The following is a 17,160-nucleotide window of genomic DNA, read 5'->3' as shown; positions in this document are numbered from 1 at the left end:
GCCTACAATTTCATAATAACTCTTTAAAATAGATCAAGGACCATCATTTATACATGGTTAAAGGAGCATGAAAACATGAATATTGACAAAATTCAAGATGATCTAGAGCAGCTAATGACTGCAGGAATAGTGAAAAGTAATGAGAATTTAAAAGATCACGTGTACACTAAAATGGGCGGCAAAGCTGATATTTTGGCTGCACCAGCTACTTATGATGAAATTCAAAAGATTGTTACATATGCAGAACAAAATGGGATAACCCTTACGGTACTTGGGAATGGCTCCAATGTGATTATCCGTGATGGAGGGGTACGTGGAATCGTTCTGCAAACGGCAGGACTGACCGAAATGGGAATTCGCGACAATCTCTTATATGCGCAATGTGGTGCCAAAATAATTGATGTTTCCAGATATGCGCTTGATAAGGAGCTTACGGGTCTTGAGTTCGCCTGTGGCATTCCAGGAACAGTTGGTGGAGCGCTCTATATGAACGCAGGTGCTTATGGCGGTGAGATCAAAGATGTCCTGCATAGTGCACTAGCTATAAATAAGAACGGGCAATTGGTAACTCTGCAAGGAGATGAGCTGCAATGGGGATACAGAAAAAGTGTATTCGCAAGCGGTGAGTATATTGTACTTGAGGCCAAATTTGCTATGACTTCCGGTGATGTTTTAACGATCAAGGCAAAAATGGATGAACTAACTTATTTACGTGAATCGAAGCAACCGCTTGAGTATCCATCCTGTGGGAGTGTGTTTAAGCGGCCTCCAGGCCGTTTTGCAGGTCAGTTAATTCAAGAGAGCGGCTTACAGGGTACAAGAATCGGCGGTGCTGAGGTATCCAAGAAGCATGCGGGATTTATTGTGAATGCAGATAATGCAACAGCCAGTGATTACATCGGGCTAATCCACCATGTAAGAGCGACTGTGAAGGATAAATTCGGTGTAGAGCTGGAAACTGAAGTGGAGATCATTGGAGAAGAATAAATGATAAGCAAAAAGAGCCCGCAGATCGCTGTGGGCTCTTTTTGCTTATCATAATCATGTTCGTTTAATCTACTGAAAGGGTGTAATTAGCTCTGTCCGTAGTTATTTCTGCCTTGCGGTCGGCTAAGTCTACGATTTGAAGACCTTCAACAGCTAAATCATAAGTGGATTGTGGCAGGGATACCAGTTCACCATCGGCGTTAAGTGTGCTGCCGAAACCTCTTAATATCAGTGCACTTCCAAGATATTCATCAATTACGTCGTCTGCACTGCGGAAATCTACGGCCTCTAAATTGAAATGAACTTTATCCAGATCACGAAGTTCTTTCTTTTCAATAGCGATTGTTTCATTCAAATGATTGTTAAGCCAATCCATAAGCTGCTGTATACTTTGTTCCATAAAATGCTCCCACCCTTAGCTCGAAGATTATTATGAATAAGTTACCCCTTTCTTAGGATTTGAATCCTTTTTTTTGCCACATCTTAATTAACCATATGAATAGTTCATGTGATTAAAAAGAAATCCGCGATCAAATTGCCGTGGTTTTTGAGCTTCCTAATCTCTACATACGCAGGTCTATCCACGTTAATCTGGTGTTATTTGCTGATCTGTATAAGATAACAGTAAAGAGTAGAACTTGTCAGGAGCGGGCTACCCATGGTATAGTTCAAGACGCAATATGCTTTAAGAAGAAGTCTGCGCTAAGTTGTGCAGGAGAGGTTCGCGAACTCCCTCTATAAAAAACTAAGAATATATTAAACAGTACAAGCGGTTGCTGTCCTTTATCCGGATGTTGCTTCCGTTTCTTCTTAGTGGAGCCAAGTTTTCGAAATCTCGTTCTTCTTTCCATTACCGGCCAAGGCCGAAGGAAAAGAGAGGGGTTTTTTGTCGTGTCAGAAGGAAGATTGAAAGAGGAAATGCAAGAAGTTACTTTGCTTGGTAATCAGGGAACACAGTACAAGTTTGGTTATGATCCAGACATTCTGGAGGTGTTTGATAACAAACATCCCGGGCGTGATTATTTTGTTAAATTCAACTGCCCTGAGTTCACTAGCTTGTGTCCTGTAACGGGTCAGCCGGATTTTGCCACGCTGTATATTTCGTATATTCCTGAACAAAAAATGGTGGAATCCAAATCATTAAAGCTGTATCTGTTTAGCTTCCGTAACCATGGTGATTTTCATGAGGACTGTGTCAACATTATTATGAATGATCTGATCTCTCTGATGGATCCGCGTTACATTGAGGTATGGGGCAAGTTCACTCCGCGCGGAGGCATTTCAATTGATCCTTATTGCAACTATGGAAGACCGGGTACGAAGTATGAGGCGATGGCGGAACACCGCTTAATCAATCACGACCTCTATCCAGAAAAAGTGGACAACCGCTAAATTCCAACTTGTGATAAGGAGAGATTCATATGAACAAAAAAGCACTCGTCGTATTCAGCGGCGGACAAGATAGCACCACTTGCCTGATTTGGGCATTGCAGCAGTATGAGGAAGTGCAGGTAGTTACCTTCAACTATAATCAACGTCATGCGGCTGAAATCGAAGTTGCAACAGCGATAGCAGCTAAGTTTAATGTAAAACAGCATATTCTTGATCTGGGGCTGCTCAATCAGCTGGCACCCAATGCACTTACCCGTCAGGATATAGATATCGTGGCTGGTGAAGGAGATGAGCTTCCAAGTACTTTCGTCGATGGACGGAATTTGTTGTTTTTATCTTTTGCCGCAATATTAGCTAAACAACTGGGGTACTCCCATATCGTCACTGGGGTTTGCCAAACGGACTTTAGCGGTTATCCGGACTGCCGTGATGTTTTTGTGAAATCATTGAATGTTACGCTGAACTTATCTATGGACTATGAGTTTGCGATCCACACTCCCCTAATGTGGCTGGATAAAAAAGAAACGTGGAAAATGGCCGATGAACTGGGGTATTTTGATTATGTTCGCGAACACACACTGACCTGTTACAACGGTATTATTGGCAGTGGCTGCGGTACTTGTCCAGCCTGTCTATTGCGTCAGCGTGGTCTTGAGCAATATGAGGCGGAGAGAATGGAGGCCGGTTCTTAATGCTTAACGAGGTTTCAGTCTGCAAAATATTTACGTTCGACGCGGCACACCAGTTAGTGGGACACAAAGGGAAATGCAGCAACCTGCACGGACATACTTATAAGCTCGAAGTAGTGCTTAAGGGCAAACCTATGGCCGCGGAAGGCCACTCGGATGAAGGCTTCGTCATTGATTTCAGCGATATCAAAATGACAGTACAACAAAGCCTTGTAGATCGTTTAGATCACGCTTTTCTTGCTATGGGAAATGAAGCTGTGTTAGAAACGTTAACGAATACGGGCTCCAAAGTAGCCTTGTTGTCTTTCCGCACCACAGTGGAGAATATGTCTTCATATATTGCCTATAAGCTTAAGCAAGCAGGGTTGCCTTTGTACTCGGTAAAGCTATGGGAGACTCCAACCTCTTGGGCAGAGGTGCTGGCTGAAGATGTTCCGGATGAAGGGCCATCCTACCGTTTGTATGGAGGCTGTGATTGTGAGTAAGATTCCTGTAATTGAAATGTTCGGTCCAACTATTCAAGGCGAAGGTGCGGTAATTGGAGTGAAGACGATGTTTGTCCGCACCTATGGCTGCGATTATCGCTGCGGCTGGTGTGACTCCGCTTTTACTTGGGATGGTACGGCTAAGAATAAGGTTCGCATGATGGAAGCAGAAGAAATCATAAATGAATTATTGGCGTTAGCTGGAGATAATTTCGACTGTGTTACGATTTCAGGCGGTAATCCTGCCTTGATTGGTGAAGGAATGGGTACCTTCATCAACCTGCTTCATGAGCGTGGAATAAAAGCAGCGATAGAAACTCAGGGGAGTAAATGGCAGGATTGGTTCAATGACGTGGATGTGCTGACAATCAGTCCTAAACCTCCAAGCTCAGGAATGACAACGAATTGGGAAATGCTAGATAACATCATGAGTAAGATGGAGAAACTGGGTCGTTCTACGCATAGCTTGAAGGTCGTAGTGTTTGATGATAAGGATTTTGATTATGCGAAAAACGTTCACCAGCGATATCCGAATGTGCAGCTCTTTCTGCAGCCTGGTAATGATGATGTCACGGAAGAGGGCAACATTTCTGCTCGACTTCTGGGAAGGCTGGAGTGGTTGTTTAATAAAGTAATCGTGGATTCGGATATGAACAAGGTTCGTGTACTTCCACAGCTGCATGCATTGATCTGGCATAATAAGCGTGGCAAGTAAAAGATTGATGAAATCGTCCGGGTATCTGCTTACAGATACTCGGTTTTTATTTTTAACAGTTGTAACTTCTAGCAGGTAGATAGTCTGTCCCAGTTTCTGGTATGATTTTGAAAAAAGCTCTTGGAGGTTATTCATTTGGAACAATCAACAGCATTATTAATTATCGATGTTCAAGAAGCCATGTTCTCCTATGATCTAAAGCTGTACGATGAAGAGGGTGTCATGGAAAGGATTGTCTCCCTTCAGCAAAAAGCTCGATTAGCAGGTACTCCTATTGTGTATATTCAACATACCGAAGATGAGGAGTACACAAAAGGTACACCCACTTGGCAGATCAGTCACCGCATCACACCGCAGGAAGGCGAAGTTATCGTTGAGAAGCCTACTTGGGATGCTTTTCACCGAACGGAACTGCAAGATGAACTCCAGAAGCTCGGAATCACGAATCTGGTGATCTGTGGGATGCAAAGTGAATTCTGTCTGGATACGACAATAAGACGCGCATACAGCATGGGATATAAAAGTGTACTGGTTTCAGACGCTCATAGCACTTTTGATAATGGGGTTCTGAGTAGTAGGGAGATCGTTAAGCATCATAATGCGATAATTGGAGGTAGATTCGCCCAGTTACGAGCTGAAAGCGAGGTTCAGTTCTAGATGAATACACCCCAGGCTGCCATGAAGCCTATTCAGCGTTCTCGCCTTAGATTGTTTGCTGGCAAACGATATTTTATTTGGAAAAGATATTTGAAATGGTGCACTGGACGAAGCAAAATAGCGAGGCAGCGTACGGATGAAACATTATCTTATACAGCCATGACTCATGCTACCCCGTTATTAAGAAGTCTTCGGAATGTAGATATGGTGCTTCAATACAATAAAATAACTAACTTACGGCTGGCAATTGCGAAGCTGGATGGACTTGTTGTGCACCCGGGGGAGACTTTTTCCTACTGGAGAAGTATTGGTAAGCCCACTAAGCGAAAAGGGTATCTGCAGGGTATGGTGCTGCATTATGGTGGTTTTCATTCCGGGGTTGGAGGAGGCTTATGCCAGTTGTCTAATCTGATCTATTGGATGGCACTGCATACGCCACTTACCGTTATGGAACGGCATCGTCATAGTTATGATGTATTTCCAGATGAACAACGTACGCAACCTTTTGGAAGCGGGGCGACTTGTTCTTATAACTATTTGGATCTTCAATTAAAAAATAACACCGCTCAAACGTATCAACTAAAGCTCTGGCTGGACGATAGCCATTTACACGGGGAGTGGAGATGCAATGAACAGGCGCTTTATGATTATGAAGTATACGAAAGTGATCATAGGATTAGTCTAGAGCCTTGGGGCGGATATATACGCAGTAACAAGATCAGTCGAAAAGTATATACACGCTCTGGAGATCTAATTGGAGATGAAGCTGTAACTGATAATTACGCACTAATGATGTATTCTCCGCTTCTTCATGGATAAGAGGTTAGGGCTTAGGGATATAACATAGAAAGGCATGAAAATTATATCTCTAGACCATCTCCAAAGGAGCGGATTAACAGCATGAAAGCACTAACCTACCAAGGGAAGAAAAAAGTGAAAGTTAAAGAAGTAGCTGATCCGAAGCTTGAGAAAAAAGATGACATCCTCGTTCGGATTACCACTACGGCGATTTGTGGCTCGGATCTGCACATTTATAACGGGGAAATTCCAGGTATGCATGATGATTATGTTATTGGTCATGAGCCAATGGGGATTGTTGAGGAAGTGGGTCCTGACGTAACTAAAGTCAAAAAAGGTGACCGAGTCATCATCCCCTTTAATGTCGCCTGTGGGCAGTGTTTTTTCTGCCAGCATGAGATGGAGAGCCAATGCGACAATGCTAATGACGCCAAGGACACAGGCGGTTATCTTGGTTATTCCGATACTTATGGCGGTTTTGCAGGCGGACAAGCTGAATTGCTGCGGGTTCCTTATGGTAATTTCGGCCCTTTTGTCGTTCCTGAGGATGCAGAAATGGAAGATGAGCGGCTTCTTTTCTTATCGGATATCGTTCCTACTGCTTGGTGGGGAGTAGAAAGCGCGGGAGTGAAGCCGGGAGATACAGTCATTGTTCTCGGCTGCGGGCCCGTTGGACTGCTAACTCAAAAGTTTGCTTGGATCAAAGGTGCCTCTAGAGTCATTGCTGTTGACCATATCGGCTACCGATTGCAACATGCGAAGCTGACCAATAATGTTGAAGTTTATAATTTCGAAGAGATCAAGGACATTGAGGCTCATTTGAAGGAGATCACTCGTGGGGGCGCAGATGTGGTTATTGACTGTGTGGGTCTAGATGCCAAAATATCTGCCTTGGAGAAAGTGGAAACGGTTCTGAAGCTGCAAGGAGGCTCGCTCAGTGCATTCAGAATGGCCGCAGATATCGTACGTAAATTCGGAACCATCCAGCTTGTAGGAGTCTATGGACTTAATTACAATATGTTCCCGCTGGGTCAGCTATTTGAACGGAACATTTCATTAAAGATGGGACAAGCGCCGGTGATTCACTATATGCCGTTGCTGTATAAGATGATTAAAGAAAATAAATTTGATCCTACAGATATCATTACGCATCGCCTGCCAATTAGTAAAGCGGAGCATGGCTATGACGTTTTTAGTGAGAAAAAAGAGGATTGCATCAAGGTTGTTCTGAAGCCGTAGCCTTTTAAGAAGCATGAGCTTTCGTCAGAAATGACATTGCTTTTGCTTTTTTTAGTGAAATCTTATGAAAATAGATGCATTTTTTCACGGTCTGCGTTAAATTAACATAAGTGACTTAAGATATTGAAAGGACGCGTAACATGTGAAACTTAAAAAACCGCCACTTCCGATTCCACTATTAATGTTGATAGGGATTGTGGCCATCTCTTTTTCCGCCATTTTTATTAAATGGTCTGATGCACCTGCATCTATACAAGGCATGTACAGATTATTATTTACCTCACTGCTGATGCTGCCTTTTGCAAGACCCTATAGTGGAGCTGCTTTTGCTCTTCGTAAAAAAGACTGGCTAATGCTCATCCTCTCAGGCGCAATGCTTGCGCTGCACTTTTTGCTATGGATGGGATCATTAAAGTATACTTCGGTAGCTAGTTCAACAATGATCATGGCCCTGGAGCCTGTATTCATTATGCTGGGTGTTTATTTTTTGTATAAGGAAAAGACAGCTCTGTCCGCTATTCTAGGGCTTGGCATTGCGATTGGCGGTGTCGTGTTTATCGGCTGGGGGGATATCGGCATCTCTGCGGATAATCTAAAAGGTGATCTATTATCGGTCGGAGGCACTGTCGCGGTAGCTGTACATATGCTGATCGGTCAAAAGCTAGTGGTGCGCATGCCCTCTTATTTATATAGCTTGATTGTCTTCTTATCAGCCGCTGGCGTGTTTGCCGTATACAATCTGTTCATGGGGATTTCCTTTTTTAATTATCCGGCCAAGGAATGGGGAATCTTTGTATTGTTAGCAGTGGTGCCAACGGTGTTTGGCCATATTTTGTTTAATTGGTTACTACAATATGTATCCGCGACTACGGTTTCAATGAACATTTTAGGAGAACCAGTGGGAGCCAGTATCTTAGCGTATTTACTCTTGGGTGAACAGCTAACAACCTTACAATGGGCAGGTGGGCTGCTCGTCATGATTGGCCTCGCAGTATATTTGTACGCGGGAAGAAGGAAAACTATCCGGATGGCTGATGCCATTCAGAATGCTTCATAACAGATATTTTACACATAAAGGGGTAGCAATGGATGGAAGAGCAGAATCAATATTCAAATAATCAGGCAGAAAAAAACGCTGTGCCAACAAGCGAAGAGCTTTGGAACGAAGATACTTATACCGCTTGGGTAACTCGGTTTGGTACACCGTCAGAAGCAGCTGCAAAATTAATAAAGGAACCAAGTGCAAAGCTTCACCCGCTCCTTTCTTTTTTTGGAGAGGTGAAGGGGAAGAAAATGATGAATTTAATGGGCTCAAACGGGATGAAGGCCGTGGCACTCTCATTACTAGGTGCGGAAGTAACGGTTGCTGACTTCTCGGAAGCCAATGCGAGATATGCGGCTGATCTTGCCCAAGAAGCAGGGGTACCACTAACCTATATCGTCTCAGATATTCTTAAGCTGCCAGAAGACATCCTTGATGGTTCATATGACATCGTCTTTGCAGAGTTAGGAATTGTTCATTACTTTACCAACCTTACACTATTCATGGAAACAGCTCGCCGATTGCTTTCTCCTGGAGGCGTATTTGTACTCCGCGATTTTCATCCGGTAACGACCAAGCTTATTTCCTCGAAGGGATCTACTGCGAAGGTACGCAAACACAAAGTAAACGGAGATTATTTTGACTCATCATTGGAAGAGAAGAAGGTATCCTATTCCAAGTATTTGCCTTCCACAGGTAAACCAGCAGGTGAACAAGAGCATAGTGTTGTGTATTGGCGCCGCTGGACACTCGGAGAAATTGTAACCGCAGCAGCTAATAGCGGACTAGTGATCCGCCAATTAGTAGAAGAACCTAATCTATCTTCCGACGTGTATGATAAGGGAATTCCTAAGACCTTCACATTGGTGGCTGGAAATGGCGCAAGCCTGTAGGAGGGTTCGCTGACATGTGATTTTTAGGATATAACATTTGTGCTGAACTGAGGTGCTCTCGGTTCAGCTTTTTTTGTATGTAAAACATAAAATTTTAAACTTTTTTACGGAGATTATTCCATTACAATGGCAACTTATAGGGAATACAATGATTTTATATTCCGGATTGAAAGCGATTACTTTAAGGGTTAAGGCATTCTCAAAGAATTTGAGGTGGATATCAAAATGAACGAAGTGTTGCTTCGTATGGAGGGAATCAACAAGTTTTTCCCAGGTGTTCATGCTTTGAATGAATGTCAATTTGAGCTGAAGCGTGGGGAAGTTCATGCGTTAGTAGGAGAAAATGGCGCTGGCAAGTCTACCCTTATGAAGATTGCGACAGGTGTCTATTCCAAGGATGCGGGTCAAATGTGGTACAAGAGAAATGAAGTGGAGATTGTTAATACCCGTGAAGCACAGGAGCTTGGAATTAGTATCATCCATCAGGAATTGAATTTAATGCCTCATCTTACGGTCGCCCAGAACATTTACATTGGACGAGAGCCGCGTAAAGCTCTGAAATGGTTCGTTGATGATGTGGAGATGAATCGCAGGGTACAGGTACTGTTTGATCAAATGAATCTGAAGCTGGATCCCAGAGTTTTGGTATCAGACCTGACCGTTGCTAATCAGCAAATGGTTGAAATCGCTAAAGCCTTGTCTTTCCAAGCCGAGGTATTGATCATGGATGAACCAACCGCCGCGTTAACAGATACAGAAATTAACGAGTTATTTCGAATGATTAAGCAGCTACGAGAGAAAGGTGTGGGAATTATTTATATCTCTCACCGCATGGATGAATTGAAGCGAATTACAGACCGCATTACAGTTATGCGTGATGGTTGTTATGTAGATACCGTTCGTACCGATTCAATAACGATTGATCAGATCATCAGCATGATGGTTGGACGTGAATTATATCAAACGTCGAAACCAACGATTGCAAAACAGACTCAGCAAGTTGTCTTAGAAGTTCGAAATCTTTCTAGAGGGCATGCGTTCAAGGATATTAGCTTTCATCTGTATAAAGGTGAGATTTTGGGCTTCGCTGGTTTAATGGGAGCTGGACGTACCGAGGTTGTACGTGCCGTTTTTGGTGCCGATCCCATCGATGAGGGTGAAATTATGCTCCATGGAAAATCGGTTCGGATACGTCAGCCACATCAAGCAGTACAGCATGGTATTGGGTATTTGTCCGAAGACCGCAAACGTTTCGGATTGCTTGTGGATATGGATATCAGTATGAATAATGCGATTGCCTCCTTTTATAAATTCCGTAATTCATTTGGCTGGATGAAGGAGCGGGAGATGCGAAGCTCAGCGGAGCAGCATGTTGAAGCGCTAGCCACCAAAACTCCAAGTGTAGGTCAAAAGGTTAAGTTTCTGTCCGGAGGTAATCAGCAGAAAGTGGTCATCGGCAAGTGGTTGACTAGAGACTGTGATGTACTCATCTTCGATGAGCCCACACGAGGTATTGATGTAGGCGCGAAAAGTGAAATTTATAAGCTGCTGGATCAGCTTGCGAGCGAAGGGAAGGCGATCATTATCATTTCTTCAGATCTTCCTGAGATTCTAAGAATGAGCCACCGGATTATCATTATGTGTGAAGGGCGTATAACAGGAGAACTCCCTGCAGAAGAAGCATCGCAGGAGGCGATTATGAAATATGCGACGAAACGTTCATAACTGTTCAAGAGTTAACCGGAGGTGTCAGGACTATGAAGATCGCGGATAAAGAGATTAGTCAGCCAGCGGGTATGAAGCAAACGGGAGGGCAATCCGGATTCAAACAAAAATTATTGGCATTTGCCAGTCTGATCATATTGGTCATCGTATTTTCTATATCCTCCAGCAACTTTTTTCAATTCTCAAATCTTGTCGGAATTCTAGTTTCTACAGCTGTAATCGGAGTATTAGCGCTTGGAGCTACCTTTGTTATTATTACGGGCGGCATCGACCTTGCTCTCGGTACTGTAATGACATTCTCATCTGTTATGGTTGGAGTCATTATTACCTTCTGGGGTCTGCCCGTCCCGTTAGGCATTGTAGGTGGGATTCTGGCTGGAGCACTGTGCGGCTTTGTCAGCGGTTTGATGGTGGCGAAGATGAACATTCCACCCTTCATCGCCACTCTGGCGATTATGATGGTCACCAAAGGCTTGTCGCTTGTCATCACCGGAGCCAAACCTATTTATTTCAACGATGATCCGATCTTCGCCAAGATCGCCATGGGTAAAATGATCCCTGGTATACCCAACACCATCGTTATCTTCTTATTACTCGGTATGATCGCAAGCATAATCTTGTCTAAGACGATAATTGGGCGTTACAACTTCGCGCTTGGCAGTAATGAAGAAGCTACTCGCTTATCAGGTGTGAACACAGTCAAATGGAAGATTATTATCTATTCCATTACAGGGATTTTTAGTGGAATCGCAGGTATCCTGATGGCATCACGTCTGAATTCAGCTCAGCCATCACTGGGCACTGGCTATGAACTAGAGGCTATTGCGGCAGTGGTCATTGGCGGAACTTCCTTAAGTGGAGGTGTAGGTTCTATTCTAGGCACGATTATTGGCGCACTGATTATGAGTGTGCTGACGAATGGCTTACAGATTATGTCCGTGGCTCAGGAATGGCGGACGGTCATTGTCGGTGTTGTAATCATTATTGCGGTTTACGCTGATATTCTACGCCGCCGTAAGCAATAAACTTGGTATGATCTCCATCCGGAGTGATATACAAAGCAAATGATGAGGGGGAAGATTCAAATGAAACTGCGTCGTAGAGGGTTTATCATGCTTGCCTGTCTATTATTAGTCACTACATTGCTGAGTGCATGTAACAACAATGATAGTAACAAGAGTGCATCCGGTTCAGACAAACCATACATTCCAGTCATATCAAAAGGGTTCCAGCATCAATTCTGGCAAGCGGTGAAGCAAGGAGCGGAGAAAGCTGCTAAGGAATTTGATGTTGAGATTACCTTCGAAGGTCCAGAAAATGAGAGTCAGGTGGATAAACAAATTGAGATGCTGCAAACCGCTCTCGACAAGAAGCCAGCTGCAATTGCGCTTGCCGCACTGGACAGCAAAGCTGCGATTCCTTATCTAGAAAAGGCAAAGGAAAATAAGATTCCGGTCATCGGCTTTGACTCTGGTGTAGACAGTGATATCCCTGTAGCAACAGCAGCGACTAACAATAAAGCAGCAGCGGCTTTGGCCGCAGATAAAATGGCTGAACTGATTGGCAAGAAAGGTAAAGTGGGCCTTGTCATACATGACCAAACGAGCAGCACAGGGCAACAGCGTCGCGATGGCTTCTTGGAACAAATGAAAGCAAAATATCCGGATATTCAAGTGTTAGAGCCGCAATATGGAGGTGGAGATCAGTTAAAGTCCACAGACCTTGCGAAAGCGATGATGCAGGCAAATCCGGATCTGAAAGGAATCTATGGCTCTAATGAAGGCTCTGCTGTAGGTGTGGCTAATGCAGTAAATGAATTGCAAATGAATGGTAAGATCGTAGTCGTCGGCTTTGATTCTGGCAAGCAGTTGATGGATGCTATCAGCAGTGGTGTTGTGGCTGGTGCTGTTACACAAGACCCCATTGGTATTGGCTATCAAGCTGTGAAGGCAGCTGTGCAAGCGATTAAAGGGGAAGCGGTTGAAAAGAACATCGACACGGGGTTCCACTGGTATGATAAAAACAATATGGATTCCGATGAGATCAAACCTCTACTATACGAATAGAGTTTAATAATAGAGGTTGCCTCCCGCAGGCGGCCTCTATTATGCTTATGCTGATAAGTTTAAAGTTGTGGAGGTGTTGGATGTATAAGATAATTCTGGTTGATGATGAAGATGAGGTTCGTGAAGGGATCAAACAAAAGATCTCATGGAGTAAATATGGGTTTGAGCTGGTTGGTGATTTCGATAATGGCAGAGATGCACTGGAAGCAATCGAGCAGCATCGTCCTGACGTAATTATTACTGATATTTGTATGCCTTTTATGGATGGACTGGGATTGGCCAGAGCTGTGATGGATAGGTACCGGGATATGAAGGTCATTATCGTCACTGGATATGAAGACTTCGAATATGCGAAGCAGGCCATAACACTGAAGGTGACTGAGTACTTATTAAAACCGATTAATGCACGTGAGTTTGCTGAATTTCTAAGTAAGATGAAGCAGGATTTAGATGAAGATCATCTACAAAAAGCGAATTTAGTTAAGCTTCGTATGCATCTTAATCAGAGTCTTCCATTGCTGCGGGAACGATTCTTGGAGCAGCTGGTAACTACTCGAATGAAAAGCGAAGAAATCGAGAATAAATTGAGTTATTTTCATATTCCGTTGCAGGGTCAAGTGTACCTTGCGCTCGTTATAGATATAGAACTGGAGAAACGAAGCCAGGACCTAGCTTTTGATACAGAGCTACTGCGTTTCGGCGCCTTTAACATTGTTCAAGAGCAGCTGGAGAAAGAGCAAGAGGGAGTGGTATTCCAGACGAGAGATGGAAAAATCGCTGCGATATTATCCGGCAATTCAGAGACGGTAGAAGTAACAACACAGCATCTTGCAGAGCAAGTCCAGGGTAGCTTAAATAAATATTTGAAGCTGTCATCCACCATAGGCATCGGTAGAAAATATAATACATTGCAACAAATTCCACAATCCTTCCAAGAAGCGATCTCCTCCATAGAATATCGTTACCTTTTAGGCATAGATAAAGTTATCTCCATACAGGATCTTGAGTTTGGGAAGGGATTGGATCAGGCGCATTTCACCTCATGGGAAAAGCAATTTATATCCGCTTTAAAGACAGGTAAAGCTTCTGCTGTATCGGAAATTCTGTTGAAGTGGTTTCAGGAGCTTAAAAGTAATACCTCCTCTATAGAAGGCTGCCGTAGCAGCATCTATCAGCTGCTGGTTTCTTTGATGAACTATGTGGTCGACATCGGCTTCATAAATACAGTAGTTGTTTCGCATAATATGTTTGCAGAGGTTGCTGCGCTTAAGACTTTAGATGAAGCAAGGAATTATCTGGAGAGGACTTGCCATGCGCTGATACTTAAACTATCGGAACAGAGAACAACGGTTCGGACTTCTCAGATGCAAGCCGCAGAAGCTTATATTCGCGAGAATTATTGTAATGACAGCTTTTCACTCAATGAGCTGTGCAGCCATATTTTTATGAGCATCAGTTATTTCAGTGCAACTTTTAAACAGCATACCGGTGAAACATTTATAGAGTATCTGACTCGACTCCGTTTGGAAAAAGCAAAAGAACTCCTTACGGTCACACAGTTGAAGACATATGATATCGCTGCCAGAGTTGGTTATGCTGATCCACAGTATTTTAGTGTTATTTTCAAACGTAATGTAGGAAGCACACCGAAGGAATATCGACACCGGCAGAAGGAGAATCTCTCTCTATGAGATCACAGCGCTTTTTCCGCAGCCGAAGTATTCATACTAATATTGCAATCTCCTTTTCACTTCTTATCCTCTGCACAACTATTGTCCTGAGTTATACTTCCTATCGCCTGTCCTCAGCCGCGGTCAAGGGCAATTCTGTAGCCTATACTTCTCAATTAATAGAACAAGTAAAACTAAATATCGAGAATTACATTGGTAATATGGAGAGCATAGCTGCTCTGGTGTTAACTAGCAGTGATCTAGAGAAATATATAAAAGGCTCGAAATTAGATGAAGAAGAGGCGCTTAAGAATAAACTGCTTGCCAGTCATTATCTCCGGTCAGTCGTTCAGTCCCGCTCGGATATTTCCTCTATATTATATGCAGGCTCAGATGGCATGACCGTTTCGGATCGACAGCACGCTGTTTTGAAACCGCTTCCTGAACTAATAGCTCAAGATTGGTATCAAAAAGCTATGAATCAACTTGACGTTGCAGTTTCTTCCTCTCATGTGCAGCACATCTTTCAAGATGAATACCGGTGGGTAGTCTCGATCAGCCGAAAACTCTCGAATGCGATTGCTATGACGGAAGCGGATCAACAAGGTGTACTGCTCGTAGATCTCAATTACAGTGTAATTAATAATCTATGTAAACAAATCGAACTGGGTAAACGAGGTTATGTTTTTATCGTCGATCCCGCAGGTAGCCTTGTCTATCATCCACAACAGCAGTTGATCTACTCCCAGCTCAAGTTCGAACAATTAGAGACGGTCCTTGGGATCAAGAGTGGATCTGTTACGGTTAACACGGGGAATGATCAGAAACTGTACACTGTGGACACTACCAGCTTTGGCTGGAAAATAGTTGGAGTCACTTATCCGGATGATTTGGTCGCGAACAAGCAACGTATGCAAGGAACCGCCGCCTTATGGGGAGCAATTAGTTTGATTTTTGCTATGGCTATATCGATATTTCTCTCTTACGCACTGACCAAACCGCTGAAGAATTTGGAGCTGAATATGAAAAAAGCGGAACGTGGAGAGTTCGACATACGCGTGGAGATTGAGAGCACGAATGAAATCGGCAAGCTTGCTCGTACGTTTAATCTTATGATGATGAAGATTAAAGAGTTAATGGGACAGATCGTTCTGGAGCAAGAGATGAAACGTGTGAGTGAACTGAAGGCACTGCAAGCGCAGATTAAACCTCACTTTTTGTACAATACACTTGATTCGATTATTTGGATGGCAGAGACAGGAAAGATGGAGGAAGTGGTGGAGATGACTTCATCTCTATCCAAGCTGCTTCGTTCAACAATTGGTGAGGGTGAGGAATTGATTCCGCTAGCCAAAGAATTAGAGCATATTCGGCACTATTTAACGATTCAGAACATGCGTTATCGTAATAAATTCACTTATTCCATAGAGGTACAAGAAGATATCCTAACCTGCAGCATTTTAAAAATGGTACTTCAGCCTTTGGTTGAAAATGCGATCTATCACGGCATAAAACATAATCCTGAGCAAGGGCACATTCTGATCCGAGCAAGACAAGAACAGAACGATATTATCGTACAGGTCATTGATGACGGTATTGGGATGGATGAAGAGCAGATGGGTAAGGTACTGCTGCAAAAATCAGATTTCAAGACTGGCAGCGGTGTAGGTGTCGCGAATGTGAACCATCGTGTCCAGCTGTATTTCGGTGTGAAATACGGTTTGTCTTTTGCAAGCGAGATGGAGGAAGGAACGACGGCCACTTTACGAATACCTGTGATTTATGAGGAGGAGAGTCAATGAGCGCTTTACGGTCAAAAATTGGCCTGTATACTCTGCTGCTGCTCTTCATTGTTACTTTGGGTTCATTAGCCTATCGTATGTTTACAAATGAGCTTGACGCAAAGGTTAGGACCATTATTTATGTGCCCAAGACTATCGATAGCAGTATTGAATTCTGGGAAGTGATGAAACAAGGTGTGGCAACAGCGGCTAAGGAGTTCGGCGCAGAGGTTCGCACGGTTGGAACGGATACAGAGCTTGATGTAGATCAACAGATAGAACTGCTGGAGCAAGCAATTAAGGAGAAGCCTGACGCCATTATTTTATCAGCTACAGATTATTATCGCCTCATTCCAATCGCGGAAAAGATCAAATCAGTTGGCATTACGCTTATTACTGTAGATTCGGGCTTAAGCGGTGGTGTATCAGAGAGCTTTATTGCTACAGACAATTATGAAGCAGGACGTAAGGCAGGGCAGGAGTTAAGAAAATATATTGATCCGGAGGATAAGGTCGCTATCGTTAACTTTGTACAAGGCTCTGCCACCGCAATTGAGAGGGAAAGAGGGGCTCGTGATGCCCTTTTAGAGAATGGAGTTCATGATGTGCAGCCTACATTATTCAGTGATGGTTCCGTGCGGAAAGCGTACCAGTTAACTGTTGATTTACTAAAGGACGAGCCAAATCTAAAGGGGATAATAGGTCTTAATGAACCTTCAACACTAGGGGCTGGGCAGGCGATTATGGATATGGGATTTCAAGACAAAGTGAAATTATTTGGGTTCGACAATTCTAGCAATGAGGTGAAGCTCCTCGAAAAAGGGATCTTGCTTGGCACGGTTATGCAGAAGCCTTTTAATATGGGGTACTTAGCTGTGAAGACGGCGATTGAAGCTGTTGAGGGTGAGAAAGTGGAACGGATAATAGATACAGGCTCCGTGATCATCACGAAGGAGAATATGTATTTAAGTGAAAATGAGAAATTAATGTTTCCTTTTATAGAATAAATGAACAAGGAAGC

General features: G+C 43.4%; 17 protein-coding genes and 1 riboswitch. Of the genes, 16 read left to right on the top strand and 1 reads right to left on the bottom strand.

All coding sequences use genetic code 11. The features are described from left to right. Positions 1–75 precede the first annotated feature (75 nt). The gene (gene murB / locus NYE58_RS19610) at positions 76–987 is read left to right on the top strand and encodes a UDP-N-acetylmuramate dehydrogenase (RefSeq protein WP_341002778.1); all 912 of its coding nucleotides are present in this window, start codon (positions 76–78) and stop codon (positions 985–987) included. Positions 988–1,051: 64 nt separating this feature from the next. Here the strand turns inward: murB and NYE58_RS19605 are convergent, their stop codons facing one another. Continuing rightward, positions 1,052–1,387, bottom strand: coding sequence for a hypothetical protein (locus NYE58_RS19605; RefSeq protein WP_076184379.1), 336 nt, complete (start codon positions 1,385–1,387; stop codon positions 1,052–1,054). A gap of 311 nt (positions 1,388–1,698) precedes the next feature. Then, positions 1,699–1,742, top strand: a riboswitch (PreQ1 riboswitch). Positions 1,743–1,905: 163 nt separating this feature from the next. On the opposite strand from NYE58_RS19605, the gene queF reads away from it, so the two are divergent. From queF to NYE58_RS19530, 15 genes are all read left to right on the top strand, one after another. Beyond that, positions 1,906–2,379 (top strand): preQ(1) synthase, encoded by a 474-nt coding sequence (gene queF, locus NYE58_RS19600; RefSeq protein WP_036687775.1) that lies wholly within the window; start codon positions 1,906–1,908, stop codon positions 2,377–2,379. Between the two features lie 29 nt (positions 2,380–2,408). Beyond that, complete coding sequence (queC, locus tag NYE58_RS19595; RefSeq protein WP_341002775.1) at positions 2,409–3,071, top strand: 7-cyano-7-deazaguanine synthase QueC; 663 nt, start codon at positions 2,409–2,411, stop codon at positions 3,069–3,071. Next, positions 3,071–3,553, top strand: coding sequence for a 6-pyruvoyl trahydropterin synthase family protein (locus NYE58_RS19590; protein WP_076277604.1), 483 nt, complete (start codon positions 3,071–3,073; stop codon positions 3,551–3,553). The genes queC and NYE58_RS19590 overlap by 1 nt, the downstream gene beginning before the upstream one ends. Next, positions 3,546–4,268 (top strand): 7-carboxy-7-deazaguanine synthase QueE, encoded by a 723-nt coding sequence (gene queE, locus NYE58_RS19585; protein ID WP_036687542.1) that lies wholly within the window; start codon positions 3,546–3,548, stop codon positions 4,266–4,268. The genes NYE58_RS19590 and queE overlap by 8 nt, the downstream gene beginning before the upstream one ends. Before the next feature lie 135 nt (positions 4,269–4,403). Next, the gene (locus tag NYE58_RS19580) at positions 4,404–4,925 is read left to right on the top strand and encodes a cysteine hydrolase family protein (protein ID WP_076138736.1); all 522 of its coding nucleotides are present in this window, start codon (positions 4,404–4,406) and stop codon (positions 4,923–4,925) included. Next, entirely contained in the window at positions 4,926–5,744 is an 819-nt protein-coding gene (locus NYE58_RS19575; RefSeq protein ID WP_341002772.1) for a VanW family protein, read from the top strand. Between the two features lie 81 nt (positions 5,745–5,825). Further along, positions 5,826–6,962, top strand: coding sequence for a zinc-dependent alcohol dehydrogenase (locus tag NYE58_RS19570; RefSeq protein WP_076217754.1), 1,137 nt, complete (start codon positions 5,826–5,828; stop codon positions 6,960–6,962). 142 nt (positions 6,963–7,104) lie between these two features. Next, positions 7,105–8,019 carry a DMT family transporter gene (locus NYE58_RS19565; RefSeq protein ID WP_175618917.1) on the top strand — a complete coding sequence of 305 codons (915 nt, stop codon included), beginning with the start codon at positions 7,105–7,107 and terminating at the stop codon, positions 8,017–8,019. 32 nt (positions 8,020–8,051) lie between these two features. Continuing rightward, positions 8,052–8,897 carry a class I SAM-dependent methyltransferase gene (locus NYE58_RS19560; RefSeq protein WP_341002770.1) on the top strand — a complete coding sequence of 282 codons (846 nt, stop codon included), beginning with the start codon at positions 8,052–8,054 and terminating at the stop codon, positions 8,895–8,897. Positions 8,898–9,122: 225 nt separating this feature from the next. Beyond that, positions 9,123–10,622, top strand: a complete 1,500-nt coding sequence (locus tag NYE58_RS19555; RefSeq protein WP_341002768.1) for a sugar ABC transporter ATP-binding protein — start codon at positions 9,123–9,125, stop codon at positions 10,620–10,622. A gap of 32 nt (positions 10,623–10,654) precedes the next feature. After that, positions 10,655–11,647, top strand: coding sequence for an ABC transporter permease (locus NYE58_RS19550; RefSeq protein WP_445671765.1), 993 nt, complete (start codon positions 10,655–10,657; stop codon positions 11,645–11,647). A gap of 60 nt (positions 11,648–11,707) precedes the next feature. Next, positions 11,708–12,688 carry an ABC transporter substrate-binding protein gene (locus NYE58_RS19545; protein WP_341002766.1) on the top strand — a complete coding sequence of 327 codons (981 nt, stop codon included), beginning with the start codon at positions 11,708–11,710 and terminating at the stop codon, positions 12,686–12,688. An 80-nt stretch (positions 12,689–12,768) separates the two neighbouring features. Further along, positions 12,769–14,379, top strand: a complete 1,611-nt coding sequence (locus NYE58_RS19540) for a response regulator transcription factor (RefSeq protein ID WP_341002765.1) — start codon at positions 12,769–12,771, stop codon at positions 14,377–14,379. Beyond that, the gene (locus tag NYE58_RS19535) at positions 14,376–16,160 is read left to right on the top strand and encodes a cache domain-containing sensor histidine kinase (RefSeq protein WP_076277596.1); all 1,785 of its coding nucleotides are present in this window, start codon (positions 14,376–14,378) and stop codon (positions 16,158–16,160) included. The genes NYE58_RS19540 and NYE58_RS19535 overlap by 4 nt, the downstream gene beginning before the upstream one ends. Beyond that, positions 16,157–17,146, top strand: coding sequence for a substrate-binding domain-containing protein (locus NYE58_RS19530; RefSeq protein ID WP_076217760.1), 990 nt, complete (start codon positions 16,157–16,159; stop codon positions 17,144–17,146). The genes NYE58_RS19535 and NYE58_RS19530 overlap by 4 nt, the downstream gene beginning before the upstream one ends. Positions 17,147–17,160 lie beyond the last annotated feature (14 nt).

Source organism: Paenibacillus sp. FSL L8-0708, assembly GCF_038009325.1.
Classification (GTDB): domain Bacteria; phylum Bacillota; class Bacilli; order Paenibacillales; family Paenibacillaceae; genus Paenibacillus_AQ; species Paenibacillus_AQ odorifer.
Note: the sequence above shows the minus strand (reverse complement) of the source record. Positions and strands in the feature narration are given on the sequence as shown.

Coding starts and splice junctions, on each gene's coding strand:
- murB (WP_341002778.1), top strand. CDS start 76: ATGAATATTGACAAAATTCAAGATGATCTAGAGCAGCTAATGACTGCA.
- NYE58_RS19605 (WP_076184379.1), bottom strand. CDS start 1,387: ATGGAACAAAGTATACAGCAGCTTATGGATTGGCTTAACAATCATTTG.
- queF (WP_036687775.1), top strand. CDS start 1,906: ATGCAAGAAGTTACTTTGCTTGGTAATCAGGGAACACAGTACAAGTTT.
- queC (WP_341002775.1), top strand. CDS start 2,409: ATGAACAAAAAAGCACTCGTCGTATTCAGCGGCGGACAAGATAGCACC.
- NYE58_RS19590 (WP_076277604.1), top strand. CDS start 3,071: ATGCTTAACGAGGTTTCAGTCTGCAAAATATTTACGTTCGACGCGGCA.
- NYE58_RS19575 (WP_341002772.1), top strand. CDS start 4,926: ATGAATACACCCCAGGCTGCCATGAAGCCTATTCAGCGTTCTCGCCTT.
- NYE58_RS19570 (WP_076217754.1), top strand. CDS start 5,826: ATGAAAGCACTAACCTACCAAGGGAAGAAAAAAGTGAAAGTTAAAGAA.
- NYE58_RS19560 (WP_341002770.1), top strand. CDS start 8,052: ATGGAAGAGCAGAATCAATATTCAAATAATCAGGCAGAAAAAAACGCT.
- NYE58_RS19555 (WP_341002768.1), top strand. CDS start 9,123: ATGAACGAAGTGTTGCTTCGTATGGAGGGAATCAACAAGTTTTTCCCA.
- NYE58_RS19550 (WP_445671765.1), top strand. CDS start 10,655: ATGAAGATCGCGGATAAAGAGATTAGTCAGCCAGCGGGTATGAAGCAA.
- NYE58_RS19545 (WP_341002766.1), top strand. CDS start 11,708: ATGAAACTGCGTCGTAGAGGGTTTATCATGCTTGCCTGTCTATTATTA.
- NYE58_RS19540 (WP_341002765.1), top strand. CDS start 12,769: ATGTATAAGATAATTCTGGTTGATGATGAAGATGAGGTTCGTGAAGGG.
- NYE58_RS19535 (WP_076277596.1), top strand. CDS start 14,376: ATGAGATCACAGCGCTTTTTCCGCAGCCGAAGTATTCATACTAATATT.
- NYE58_RS19530 (WP_076217760.1), top strand. CDS start 16,157: ATGAGCGCTTTACGGTCAAAAATTGGCCTGTATACTCTGCTGCTGCTC.